Below are 13,713 nucleotides of genomic sequence, written 5' to 3'. Positions count from 1 at the left end.
GTGCAACCGGGCGTCGGCGATGCACCAGCATGGGGCAAGACCGCGGCACGCAATTTGCAAGAAATTGTGTCCAAAGCATCCCTCATGTTGAACTTTCTTTCGCGCCGCCTCGGACGGCTCAGCGTCGGCCGTAAGCTCCTGGTGATCTACCTGCTGGACCTCACGGCGGTGATCTTCATCAGCGGCATCCTGATCAACGAGAAGTTCATCGCCATCGATTTCGGCCGGAAGGAAGCCGCGGGCACGGCCTACATCGACGGCGTGCGGCCCACCCTCATGGCACTGGCCGGCTGGCAGGGCGCGCGGGCGGCGGACGACGCCACGCTGGCGCGCGTCGAGCGGCACTGGGGCGAAGGCATGCAAAGCGCCGAGGCCAGCCGCCACTTCCGCCAGGACGCGCAGGCCTGGAGGCGAGCGCCGCAACCCGAGCGCGATGCCACGGCCCGGCAGGCGCTGGAGAGCGGCCGGGCGCTGGTCACGCGCGTGGGCAACCAGTCCAACCTGATCCTCGATCCGGACCTGGACAGCTACTACACCATGTCGCTGCTGCTGCTGCGCTTTCCGGAGCTGATGGAGCTGGGCGCGGCCATGCGCAGCCAGCTCGTCGCCCATCGCCAGACCCGCACGCCCCTGGAGCGGACGGAATCGAACACGCGCTTCTTCATCCTGGAGGGCCGACTCGACACCGTGGCCGCCGCCATCCGCAGCGACTACGGCGAGGCCTTCGCCGCCGCGCGGGGTCCGCTGGCCGGCGCGCTGGATGCTTCCCGCGGCCGGCTGCTGGCCGCCATCGAGGACTTCCGCCGCGCCGCCCGCGCGGCCCAGGAGCAGGACAGCGCACCGCTGGCCGCCTTCGACCCCGCCCAGCAGGCGCTGTTCGCCCGGCTGGACGAGGCCTGGAGCGCCACCAGCCGCGAGATGAGCACGCTGCTCGCCGTGCGCGAACACGGCTTCTTCACCCGCATGTGGCTGCACCTGGGCACGGCGCTGTTCCTGCTGCTCTTGATCCTGAGCGCGGTGTTCTATGTGGCGCGGCAGATCTCCAGGCCGCTGCGCCGCCTGTCGGATGTGGTGGACACCGTGCGCCGCACCGGCGACCACACGCTGCGCGCCAGCTGGCACAGCAACGACGAGATCGGCCGCCTGGTCCTGGGCTTCAACGACATGCTGGCCCAGCTCGACCGCGAACGGCGCATCCAGCAGGAGCTGGCGGCCTCGGCGCGGGCGGCGGATGCCCAGCGCGAGCTGGTCGAATCGATCCCGATCCCGCTGATGGTCACGGCCATCCCGGGCCACGAGGTGCTCAACGCCAATGCGCCGGCGCAGGCCTGGCTGGGCGGCCGCTCGCAGGATCCGTGGGCCCAGGGGCTGGAGCCGGGCGTGCGCGCCCGCTTCTTCCAGCAGCTGGCCGACCGCCGCGCCGTCGACGAATTCGAGGTGCGCTGGCAGGGCGGCGGCGCACCGGGCTGGGCGGTGCTGTCGGCCCGGCTGATCCACTACCAGGGCCAGGAGGCGATGCTCACCGCCTTCACGCCGATCAACCAGCTCAAGCACATGGAACAGCGGCTCAAGCTGTGGGCCAAGGTGTTCGAGGCCTCCTCCGAAGGCATCCTGATCATCAATGCCGAGCACGACATCATCACCGTGAACAACGCGCTGTGCCGCGGCACCGGGCACGACCTTGCCGACCTGGTCGGCCAGAGCCCAGCCCTGCTGCTGGCCGACGACGGCGCCCACCTGCGCACGCTGTGGCCGGCGCTGGACAAGCGCGGCGCCTGGCAGGGCGAGGTGCTGATGCGCCGCAGGGACGGCCATGCCTACCCGGCCTGGATCGTGGCCAGCGTGGTGCGCGACGGGCCGGACCGCATCTCGCACTACATCTTCACCTCCATCGACATCAGCGACCGCAAGCGCAGCGAGGAACGCATCCGCTACCTGGCACTGCACGACGTGCTCACCGGCCTGCCCAACCGCTCCCTGTGCGCCGAGCGGCTGCGCGAGGCCATCGACCGGGCGCAGTCCGCCGGCCGCCGCGTCGGCGTGCTCTTCATCGACCTGGACCGCTTCAAGAACATCAACGACTCGCTGGGCCACCATGTGGGCGATGCGCTGCTGCGCTCGGTGGCGCAGCGCTTCGCCGACTCGGTGCGGCCCGTGGACACCGTCAGCCGCCTGGGCGGCGACGAGTTCATGGTCATCCTGGACGGCGTGCGCGGCAGCGACGACCTGGCTGCGGTGGTGGAGCAGCGCATCCTGCCCGCCGTGCGCGAGCCGCACGAGGTGCACGGCTCGCGCCTGTACGTCTCGTGCAGCGTGGGCATGGCCATGTACCCGGAAGACGGTGCCGACATCGACACGCTGATGCGGCATGCCGACATGGCGATGTACGACAGCAAGTCCAGCGGCCGCGACACCGCCCGCTTCTTCACGCCGGCCATGAACGCCCGTGCGCAACAGCGCCAGCAGGTCGAGTCCTGCCTGCGCCACGCCATCGAGCGAGGCGAGCTGTGGCTGGCCTACCAGCCGCGCATCGAGGCCGGCTCGGGCCGCACCATCGGTGTGGAGGCGTTGCTGCGCTGGCACAGCCCCGAGCTGGGCGCCGTGCCGCCGGCCGAGTTCATTCCCATCGCGGAGGAAAGCGGCCAGATCGTGGCGCTCGGCGACTGGGTGATCCAGCAGGCCTGCGCCCAGCACGATGCCTGGCGCCGCTCGGGGCTGGGCGAGCTGACCGTCTCGCTCAACATGTCGGCGGTACAGCTGCGCACCAGCGGCGTGCCCGAGGTGCTGCGCACGGCACTGGCCCGCCACCAGGTCAACCCCGCCCACCTGGAGGTGGAACTGACCGAGTCCACGCTGATGGAGACGGCCGAGGAGACCATGGCCCAGCTGCACGCCCTCAAGGCGCTGGGGCTGACGCTGTCCATCGACGACTTCGGCACCGGCTACTCGAACCTCAACTACCTCAACCGCTTCCCCATCGACAAGCTCAAGATCGACCGCTCCTTCGTCCAGCAGATGCTGGAGGACCCGGCACAACTGGCCATCGCGCGGGCCATCATCGGCCTGGGCCACACGCTGGGCCTGCGGGTGGTGGCCGAAGGCGTGGAGCGACTTGAGCATGCGCAGATGCTGCATGCCGCGCGCTGCGACGAGCTGCAGGGCTTCCACTTCGGCCGGCCGATGCCGCCGGCCGAACTGGAGCGCTGGCTGCGCAGCCAGCGGCCGGCGGAGCTGGCGGCGGCCTGATCGCCTGGCGCGCCGCGGGGTGTGATCGGCGCGCTCAGGCGCCGGACGCGGCGCACTCGGGTGCCACGCGGTCCAGCGCCTTCGCCAGCTGCGCCGTCAGCCGCTCGGCATAGCGCGGCCCCGGGTGCACGCCGTCGGCCATGTCGGCCGGATCGAAGCGCACCGCGCCCCAGTCGGCGAACACGCTGCCGGTCTCGGCAGCGATGCGGCGGGCGATGGCGTCGTTCTCGTCGCGGCCCGCCATTGCGCCGATCACCTGCGACAGCCCGGTGATGAGCGGCGTGCGCCCCTGGGCCTTCACATGCGCCACCATCGCCCGGAATGAGGGCTCGTAGGGATAGTGGTGGCCGGCGTCGTTGATGCCGTACTGCAGCACCACGATGCGGGCCCGCAGCGTGAGCCGTTCGAACTGCGGCTGGCGCGCGTAGGCGCTGTCGCCGGGCACCGAGTTGTCCTCCACGGCATAGAGCGGCCGCAGCCGCCGCAGGATGGAGGCCGGCGGCTCGGCCAGCCGATGGGCGCCGTTGTGGGCGCCATGCAGGATGGAATCTCCCCACAAGGCGACGCTGCAGTCGGGCTGCTGCTGCAGCTTCTGCTGGCGGCGCCATTGCTCCTCGTCCTGCGGCGATGCATTGCGCCACGCGATGCGACTGGGTGCGCAGCCTGCAAGGGTGAGCGCCAGCATCAGCCACGGCAACACCCTCGCCGTCGCGCCGGCATTTCGTTCATTCATTGCCCTACTCCCTGATGAATCTCGCCGCCGCGGGGCTGCAGCAGCGGGCCCGGTCAAATGCCGGGCGGCAGGAATGTTAGGCCGATTCTCGAAAGCAACCTTGAGGTGAACTGGGAGAACTCAGGCCACGCAGCGGTGCAGCGCGCAACCGTCTGCTCATGGCGAGCCTCAGTTCCGGCTCAACGCGTGGCCCCAGGGAGTGCGGACGGCGCGGCTACCGGCGTGCGCAACCAGTCGGCCTCCCACCCACCCCCGAGCGCCTGGATGAGCGCCACCGCCGAGGCCTGCCGCGACAGCTGGGCATTGAGCAGGCTGCGCCGCGCGCTCAGGGCCGAGGCCTGGGCCGTCACCACGTCGGTGTAGTTCACCTGGCCAGCGCGGTAGCGGTTGAGGATCTGCTGCTCCGTCAGGTCCGCGGCTTCAGAGGCCTGGCGCAGCAGCACGGCCTGCTCGGCCTGCGCAGCGGCATTGCTCAACTGGTCCTCCACCGCCTGGAAGGCAGTCAGTACGGTCTGCCGGTAGCTGGCCACCGCGCCCTGGTAGGTGGCGCCGGCCGCATCCACCTGGGCCGCGATGGCGCCGCCATCGAACACCGTCTGCGCGGCCGAGAGGCCCAGCGCCCACAGCAGGTTCGAGGCATTGAAGAGGTCGCCCACCCGGCTCGCGCTGCCGGTGACCGAGGCCGTGAGATTGAGGCTGGGAAAGTAGGCGCTGCGGGCGATGCCGATCTGCGCATTGGCCCGCGCCATCGCGCGTTCGGCCGCCGCGATGTCGGGCCGGCGCTGCAGCAGTTCGGCCGGCAGGCTGAGCGGCACCGCGGGCACCACCGGCAGCCAGTCGGCCTGCGGTGCGATGCGGAAGTCGGCCGGCGCCACGCCCACCAGCACGGCGATCGCATGCTCCAGCACGGCCCGGTCGCGCACCAGGCCCGCACGGTCCGAACGCGCGCTGACCAGTTGGGTCTGCGCCTGCAGCACGTCGGTCTGCGCCGCGATGCCCGCCTGGTAGCGGTTGCGTGTGATGGTCAGCGAGCGCTCGTAGCCTTCGAGCGTGCGATCCAGCAGCGCGATCTCGGCATCCGTCGCGCGCAGCTGCAGGTAGTTGGTGGCCAGCGCGCCCGTGGCCGACAGCCGGGCCGCCGCCAGGTCGGCCTGACTGGCCTGCGCGCTGGCACTGGCGCTTTCCACCGACAGGCGCAGGCGGCCCCAGAGGTCGGCGTCCCAGCTCGCCGTGAGCCCGGCCGAGAAGCTGCTGGACGGCGACGTGCCGCTGTTGCTCCGGACAGGCCCGCTGCGGCGGCCGCTGCCGCTGGCCGTGAGCGACGGCAGCAGCGAGGCGCGCTGCTCGCGCACCAGCGCCTGGGCCTGGCTGTAGGCGGCCACGGCAACGGCGATGTTCTGGTTGTTCAACTGCACGCGCTCGGCCAGCGCATCGAGCTGGGCATCGTCGAAGCGCTTCCACCACGGCCCCTTGTCCAGCGTGTCGCCCGGCGTGGCGGGCAACCAGCCGGCCACGGCCGGCGCCTCCTTGAAGGCCATGGGGGCGGCATCGGCCGGCGGCACATAGCGCGGCCCCACGGCGCAGCCGGCCAGCAGGACGGCTGCCGGCGCCGCCAGCAGCAGCTGCCGGCGCGCGGGGAAGGCGGAAGGAGCGAGGCGGGTCTTCATCGGGTGGGAGCGTGTTCGTGGATGGCGATGGGCGGCACGCGGCCGCCGCCGGGACGCAGGCGGTCCATCAGCACATAGATGACGGGCACGGTGAGCAGCGTGAGCAACTGGCTCGCGACGAGGCCGCCGATGATGGTCACGCCCAGGGGCTGGCGCAGCTCCGAGCCCACGCCGAAGCCGATGGCCAGCGGCAGCGCGCCCAGCATGGCGGCCAGCGTGGTCATGAGGATGGGCCGCAGCCGCAGCAGGCTGGCCTCGCGCACCGCCTCGGTGGCCGTGAGGCCCCGCCGGCGCTGCGCCTCCAGCGCGAAGTCGATGATCATGATGGCGTTCTTCTTGACGATGCCGATCAGCAGGAAGAGCCCGATCAGCGCCATGATCGACAGGTCCATGCGCAGCATCAGCAGCGCCAGCACCGCACCCACGCCCGCCGAGGGCAGCGTGGTGAGCACCGTCACCGGATGGATCAGGCTCTCGTACAGGATGCCCAGGACGATGTAGATGACCACGATGGCCCCGACGATCAGCAGCGCCTGCTGGTTGCCGCTCTGCTGCGCCGCGCGCGCCGTGCCGCCGAAGCTGCCGCGCACGTTGATGGGCAGGGCCACGTCGTTCTCGGCCTGTTTGATGGCCGCCTGTGCCTCCTGCAGCGTCACGCCGTCGGGCAGGTTGAAGGAGATGGTGCTCGACAGCTCGGTGTCCTCGTGGCTGATGGCGCTGGGCACCGCCCGCTCCTTGAGCGTGGCGAAGGCCGACAGCGGGACCAGGGTGGTCGTGCTGGTGGCCAGCGCCTGGCCGGTGGAAGCGCCGCGCTGCCCCGGGTTGGCCGAGGTGGTGGTCGAGGTGCCGGTGCTGGTGTCGGTGTTCGCCTGCAGCGAGGTGCTGCCCGTGCTGCCGTCCGCGTTGGTCGTGCTGCTGAGCGTGGAGGGCACGTACAGGTCCTTCAGCGCCAGCGGCGAGGTCTGGAAGCGCGGCGCCCACTCCATGATGACCGAGTACTGGTTGAGGTCGTTGTAGATGGTCGCCACCGAGCGCTGCCCGTAGGCGTTGTAGAGCGCACTGTTGAGTGCGGTGGTGTTGACGCCCAGCCGCGCGGCCGCGTCGCGATCCACCGACAGGAAGGTCTCGACGCCGTTGTCGTTGGAGCTCTCGCCGTCGACGTCGGCCAGCTGCGGCAGCTCTGCCATGCGCGCGGCCAGCTTGGCCGAGGCGGCCCGCAGGTCGGTGATGTTGTCGGCGCGCAGCGTGTACTGGTAGGTGGAATTGCTGGAGCGCCCGCCCATGCGCAGCTCCTGCACCGGCCCCAGGAAGACCCGCAGGCCCGTGAGCTGGTTGAGCTGCGGCCGCAGCCGGTCGATCACCACCTGCGTCTTCACGCCCCGTTCGGCCAGCGGCTTCAGGTTGACGAACATGAAGCCGCCGCCCGCGCGCGTGCCGCCGGTGAAGCCCACCACCGTGTCCACCGCCGGGTCGGCCTTGATGATGTCCACCGCCTGCTTGAGCTTGGCCGACAGCGCGACGGACGAGATGCTCTGGTCGGCCCGCAGGCCGGCGTTGATCTGCCCGTTGTCCTGCTGCGGGAAGTAGCCCTTGGGCACATGGACGAACAGGTAGACGTTCAGGCCGATCACCGCCAGCAGCGAGATCACCACGATGGTCTTGCTGGCCAGCGCCCAGTCCAGGCTGCGGGCATAGCCACGAAGGATGCCGCCCCACAGACGGTCGCCCTGGCGGCCCAGCCAGGCGCTGACCGGGGCCCAGCGGCGGCCCAGCGGCCCGGGCGGGCGGCGCTGGTACCAGCCCTCCGCCCGCAGCAGGGCCGCGCACATCATGGGCGTGGTGGTGAGCGAGATCACCAGCGAGATCAGCACCGCCACCGACAGCGTCACCGCGAACTCATGGAACAGACGGCCCACCTGACCGCCCATGAACAGCAGCGGAATGAACACCGCCACCAGCGACAGGCTGATGGACAGCACGGTGAAGCCGACCTCGCGCGCACCCTGCAGCGCCGCCTGCAGCCGGCCCATGCCGTTCTCGATGTGCCGCTGCGTGTTCTCCAGCACCACGATGGCGTCGTCCACCACGAAGCCGGTGGCCACCGTCAGGGCCATCAGGCTCAGGTTGTTGAGCGAGAAGCCCAGCAGGTACATCACGCCGAAGGTGCCCAGTAGCGATACCACCGTGGCCACGGTCGGGATGATGGTCGCCCGTGCACGCCGCAGGAACAGCCCCACCACCAGCACCACCAGCGCGACCGAGATCATCAGCGTGAACTCGACCTCGTGCAGGGCCGAGCGGATGGAGGCCGTCCGGTCCGAGGCTACCTGCACGTCGATGTCCTGCGGCAGCTGCGCCTTGAGTTCGGGGATCAGCGCGCGCACCGCGTCCACCGTCTCGATCACGTTGGCGTCGGCCTGGGCGCGCAGCAGCACCACGATGGCCGGCTGGCCGTTGAACAGGCCCAGGGTGCGCGTGTTCTCGACGCTGTCGATGACCTCGGCCACGTCCTTCAGGCGCACCGCCGCGTTGTTGCGCCAGGCGATCACCAGATCGCGGTAGTCGGCCGCGCGCAGGCCCGGGGACGGCGTGTAGATCTGCAGCCGCCGGTCCTCGCTCTCGATCACGCCCTTGGGCCGGTTGGCGTTGTTGGCCTGGATGGCCGCGCGCACGTCCTCGGTGCTGATGCCCAGGCGGTTGAGGCTGAAGGGCTCCAGTTCCACCCGCACGGCGGGCAGCGAGCCGCCGCCGATCTCCACGTCGCCCACGCCTTCGACCTGCGAAAGGCGCTGGCTCACGATGTTGGAGACCGTGTCGTAGATCTGCCCGGGCGTGCGCGTCTTGGACGTGAGCGCGATGATCATCACCGGCGCCGCGGCCGGGTTGGCCTTGCGGTAGGTCGGGTTGCTGCGCAGCGTGGCGGGCAGGTCGACGCGGGCCGCATTGATGGCGGCCTGCACCTCGCGCGCGGCCGAATCGATGTCGCGGTCCAGGTCGAACTGCAGCGTGATGCGGGTGGAGCCCACCGAGCTGGTGGAGGTCAGCTCATTCACCCCCGGAATCACGCCCAGCCGCCGCTCCAGCGGCGTGGCCACGCTGCTGGCCATGGTGTCGGGACTGGCGCCGGCGATGCTGGCACTGACGCTGATGACCGGGAAGTCCACCTTGGGCAGTGGCGACACCGGCAGCTTGAAGAAGGCCAGGATGCCCGCCAGCGCAATGCCCAGCGTCAGCAGCACCGTGGCCACCGGCCGCAACACGAAGGGGCGCGACAGGTTCACGCGCGGGCCTCCGGCGCAGGGACCGTGGCGCCACCGTCGCCGTCATCCTCGTCACGGCGTCGGCGCGAGAAGCGCCGGCCCAGCCGGTCGAAGGCGAGGTAGATCACCGGCGTGGTGAACAGCGTGAGCAGTTGCGACAGCACCAGCCCGCCGAAGATCGACAGGCCCAGCGGCCGGCGCAGTTCCGCGCCCTCGCCCAGGCCCAGCATCAGCGGCACCGCGGCGAACAGCGCCGCCAGCGTCGTCATCAGGATGGGCCGGAAGCGCAGCAGCGCGGCCTGGCGGATGGCGTCTTCCGGCGGCTTGCCCTCGTTGCGTTCCGCGTCGATGGCGAAGTCGATCATCATGATCGCGTTCTTCTTGACGATGCCGATCAGCAGGATGATGCCGATGATGCCGATCACGCCCAGGTCGTTGCCGCTGAGCATCAGCGCCAGCAGCGCGCCCACGCCGGCCGAGGGCAGCGTCGAGAGGATGGTCATCGGGTGCACATAGCTCTCGTACAGCACGCCGAGCACGATGTACACGCACACCACCGCCGCCAGGATCAGCCACAGCTGGCTGGTGAGCGAGTTCTCGTAGGCCCCGGCCGCCCCCAGGAAGCGCAGGTTGATGCCGACAGGCAGGCCGATCTCATTGGCTGCGGCGCGGATGGCCGACACCGACTTGCCCAGCGCCACACCCGGCGCGGTGTCGAAGCCGACCGTGGCCGCGGGGTACTGCGCCACCCGTGTGATCTGCAGCGGCGCGGGCTGCTCGCGCACGGTGGCGAAGGCCGACAGCGGCGTGGCCGTGCCGCCGCCGGTGCGCAGTTGCAGACTGCCCAGGCCCTGGGGCGAATCGAGCCCCTCACGCTGCGCCTCCAGGATCACGCGGTACTGGTTGGTCTCAGTGAAGATGGTGGAGACGATGCGCTGGCCGAAGGCGCTGTAGAGGGCATCGTCCACCGAGCTGGCCGTGACCGACAGACGCGAGGCCGTGTTGCGATCGATGTCCACATAGGCAGCCAGGCCCTGCGCGCCGGCGTCGGTGGTGGCATTGCGCACCAGCGGCTCATTGCCCAGACGCGCGACGAGCTTCTTCGCCCAGTCGTTGACGGTGGCGGTGTCCGAACCTTCCAGCGCCACGCGGAATTCGGTGGGGCCGGATTCGGCATCGATGGTCAGGTCCTGCGTGGGCTGCAGGTAGAGCTTGACGCCCGCCACCTGCGCCCGCACCGCCTGCGTCAGCCGGTTCATCACCACGTCCTGCGCATCGCGGCTGCGGCGCAGGTTGATGAGCATGCTGCCGGTGTTCAGGGCCATGTTGCTGGCGCCGTCCACGCCGACCACCGAGCTCACGCTCTGCACATCGGCATCGGCCAGCACGACGGCGGCCGCGCGCTCCTGCAGCTGGGCCATGCGCTCGTACGACACATCCTGCGAGGCCTCGATGCGGGCCTTGAGCTGGCCGGTGTCCTGCGTGGGGAACAGGCCCTTGGGAATGACCACGTACATCAGGGCCGTGAGTGCCAGCGTGGCCACGGCCACCACCAGCGTCAGGCCCTGGTGGCGCAGCACCCATCCCAGGCCCACGTCGTAGCGGGCGATCACGCGGTCGAAGAAGCGCTGCACTGTGCGGCCGAGCCGGCCGCCGCTCTTCGATTCGGGCTCCAGCCAGCGCGCGGCCATCATGGGCACGAGCGTGAGCGAGACCACGGCCGAGATCAGGATGGTGATGGCCAGCGTGACCGCGAATTCGCGGAACAGCCGGCCCACCACGTCCTGCATGAACAGCAGCGGGATCAGCACCGCGATCAGCGACACCGTCAGCGAGATGATGGTGAAGCCGATCTGCGAGGCGCCGTCGAGCGCGGCCTTGAAGGGCGGCTCGCCCTCCTCCAGCTTGCGGGCGATGTTCTCGATCATCACGATGGCATCGTCCACCACGAAGCCGGTGGCGATGGTCATGGCCATCAGGCTCAGGTTGTTGAGCGAGTAGCCCAGCAGGTACATCACGCCGGCCGTGCCGATGAGCGAGATGGGCACCGCGATGCTGGCGATGATCGTGGCACGCAGGCTGTGCAGGAACAGGAAGATGACCAGCACCACCAGCACCACGGCCAGCACCAGTTCCATCTGCACATGCCCGACCGAGGCGCGGATGCCGGAGGTGCGGTCCGACAGAACCTCCACCCGCACATTGGCCGGCATGGCGGCCTGCAGCTCGGGCAGGCGGGCGCGGATGGCATCCACGGTGGAGATCACGTTGGCGCCCGGCTGGCGCTGCACGTTGACGATGATCGACTGGCGCAGCGAGCCGTCGCCGGCCCCGTTGGCCTGGGGCTGGTCGTCCTTGAGGCCGGCCCAGGCGCCCAGCTGCGCGTTCTCGGCGCCGTCGACCACGCGGGCCACGTCCGCCAGGCGCACCGGGGCGTTGTTCTTCCAGGCGACGATCAGCTTTTTGTAGTCGGCCGCGGTGAGCAGCGCGTCATTGGCGTTGATGGTGTAGGCCCGCTGCGGCCCGTCGAAGCTGCCCTTGGCGCCGTTGGCATTGGCCGCGGCGATGGCGTTGCGCAGCGTGTCCAGCCCGATGCCGGCCGAAGCCAGGGCCTGCGTGTTGGCCTGGATGCGCACGGCCGGCCGCTGGCCGCCCGCGAGCGTGACCAGGCCCACGCCGCTGACCTGGCTGATCTTCTGCGCCAGCCGGGTGTTGACGATGTTCTGCACCTCGGTCAGCGGCAGGGTGTCGGCCGTGACCGCCAGCGTCATGATGGGCGCATCGGCCGGGTTGACCTTGGCATAGACCGGCGGCGCCGGCAGGTCGGTGGGCAGGAAGGAACCGCCCGCGTTGATCGCGGCCTGCACCTGCTGCTCGGCGACGTCCAGCGTCTGGTCCAGGTCGAACTGCAGCGTGACGATGGACACGCCCGCCGCGCTGGTCGAGCTCATGCGGTTGAGGCCGGCCATCTGGCCGAATTGGCGCTCCAGCGGCGCACTGACGGTGCGGCTCATGACCTCGGGACTGGCGCCGGGATACAGCGTCTGCACCTGGATGGTCGGGTAGTCCACCTGCGGCAACGCCGCCAGCGGCAGGAAGCGCAGGCCCACCAGGCCGGCCAGCACGATGGCCAGCATCAGCAGCCCGGTGGCGACCGGCCGCTCGATGAAGGGACGCGAGGGATTCATCGGCCTTCACCGCTGCCGCCACCACCGCCGCCTTCGCGCCGACGCTGTTGCAGGCGCTGCCAGCGCTCGATGGCCTCGGGATCGCCCTTGTCCAGGCCGTCGAGCATCGCCTGGATGCGGGCCAGCCGTTCGGGGTTGTCGCGGGCACTGTCGAGCATGCGCTGGCGCTGCTCGGGCGTGGGCAGTGCGGGCGCAGGCGAGGCGGCAGCGGACGCAGGCGCGCCGGCAGCGGGCGCCGAGACCCCGGCTTGCGGCGCCGACGCACCGGCGGCGGGCGCGCCCGTACCCTCGGCCCCGCGGCGGCGCTGCCCGCCCTGGCGTGGGCCGGTGGCCGGGCGCTCACCCTGCAGTTGAACGCGTGAGCCGTCGTTGAGCCGGTCGCCGCCTTCGGTCACCACCTTCTCGCCGGCTTGCAGGCCCGAGGTGATGGCGATCACCTCCGGCGTGGACTCGCCGCGCTTGACGGGCCGCACCTCCACCGTACGGTCGTCGCGGATCACATAGACATAGGGGCCGGTGGGCCCGGTGCGCACCGCGGTCCCCGGCACCACCAGCGCATCGACCGTGCGCAGCGTGAGCCGCAGGTTCACGAACTGGCTGGGAAAGAGCTTGGCCTGCGTGTTGTCGAAGCGGGCCTTGGCCTTGACGGTGCCGGTGCCCACGTCGACCACGTTGTCGAGCGTGGAGAACACGCCCTGATCGAGCACGTCGCTGCGGGTTCGATCCAGCGCCGTGGCCTGCAGCCTGGATCCGGTGGCCTGCTGCGCCTGGATGTCCGGCACACGGTCCTGCGGCACCGAGAACTGCACGTCGATCGGGTTCATCTGCGTGATGACGGCGACGCCCGTGGTCGCATTGGCCGCCACGTAGTTGCCTGGGTCCACGGCACGCAGGCCGATGCGGCCTGCCACCGGGGCGGTGATGCGGGTGAAGTCGAGGTTGAGCTGCGCACTGGCCTCGGCGGCCTTGTCGCTGACCACCGTGCCTTCGAGCTGGCGCACCAGCGCGGCCTGCGTGTCCACGTCCTGGCGGGCGATGGAGTCCTGCGAGAGCAGCGTGCGGTAGCGCTCCAGCGTGACGCGGGCAGCGGCGAGCTGTGCCTCGTCGCGCAGCCGCGTCCCGCGCGCCTGGTCCAGCGCCTGCTGGTAGGGGCGTGGGTCGATGCGGGCCAGCAGCTGGCCCTTGCGCACCGTCTGGCCCTCGGTGAACAGCACCTCGGTCAGCACGCCGCCGACCTGCGGCTTGAGCGTGACGGTCGCCAGCGGCGTGACCGTGCCGAGTGCGTCGAGCGTGATCGGCAACTGCATGCTGCGCACCACGGCATTGCCCACGGTGACGCTGCCGAAGCCGCCGCCCGCGCCACCTGGCCCTCCCGGACCGCCGGGCCCCCCGGGGCCTCCAGGCCCGCCGCGGCCCGGTGGCCCGCCGACGCCGGCGCTGCCTTCGGCCGCCGGACGGTGGACCAGGTACCAGCCCAGTCCCACCAGGCCGGCCACCAGCACGAGCACCGCCGAGCCCCCCAGCCAGCGGCTGCGCCGCCCCGGAGGCCGCGCGGGCGGCACCACCGGCTCTGCGGCGTTCGAAGTCTCGGAAGGGGGAGTGTGGCGAGGGTCCATGGA

6 protein-coding genes are annotated in these 13,713 nt (G+C 70.7%); 1 reads left to right on the top strand and 5 read right to left on the bottom strand.

Translation table 11 applies throughout. The features are described from left to right. The first annotated feature begins 84 nt into the window (after positions 1-84). Positions 85-3,246 (top strand): EAL domain-containing protein, encoded by a 3,162-nt coding sequence (locus tag KBC94_RS06035; protein ID WP_294367439.1) that lies wholly within the window; start codon positions 85-87, stop codon positions 3,244-3,246. 34 nt (positions 3,247-3,280) lie between these two features. Here the strand turns inward: KBC94_RS06035 and KBC94_RS06030 are convergent, their stop codons facing one another. The 5 genes from KBC94_RS06030 to KBC94_RS06010 form a co-directional block, all read right to left on the bottom strand. After that, positions 3,281-3,979, bottom strand: a complete 699-nt coding sequence (locus KBC94_RS06030) for an SGNH/GDSL hydrolase family protein (RefSeq protein WP_294367438.1) — start codon at positions 3,977-3,979, stop codon at positions 3,281-3,283. Positions 3,980-4,158: 179 nt separating this feature from the next. After that, a complete protein-coding gene (locus KBC94_RS06025; RefSeq protein ID WP_294367436.1) occupies positions 4,159-5,646 on the bottom strand; it encodes an efflux transporter outer membrane subunit in 1,488 nt (495 codons plus the stop codon). Further along, entirely contained in the window at positions 5,643-8,927 is a 3,285-nt protein-coding gene (locus KBC94_RS06020; protein WP_294367435.1) for an efflux RND transporter permease subunit, read from the bottom strand. Before KBC94_RS06020 ends, KBC94_RS06025 begins: the two co-directional genes overlap by 4 nt. After that, positions 8,924-12,094 (bottom strand): efflux RND transporter permease subunit, encoded by a 3,171-nt coding sequence (locus KBC94_RS06015; protein WP_294367433.1) that lies wholly within the window; start codon positions 12,092-12,094, stop codon positions 8,924-8,926. The genes KBC94_RS06020 and KBC94_RS06015 overlap by 4 nt, the downstream gene beginning before the upstream one ends. Further along, positions 12,091-13,710: an efflux RND transporter periplasmic adaptor subunit gene (locus KBC94_RS06010; protein ID WP_294367431.1), complete on the bottom strand. Its 1,620-nt coding sequence runs from the start codon at positions 13,708-13,710 to the stop codon at positions 12,091-12,093. Before KBC94_RS06010 ends, KBC94_RS06015 begins: the two co-directional genes overlap by 4 nt. Between the last annotated feature and the right edge of the window lie 3 nt (positions 13,711-13,713).

This window comes from Pseudacidovorax sp. (genome assembly GCF_017991995.1).
Classification (GTDB): domain Bacteria; phylum Pseudomonadota; class Gammaproteobacteria; order Burkholderiales; family Burkholderiaceae_C; genus Xenophilus.
This window is presented reverse-complemented; position numbering and strand designations above follow the sequence as displayed.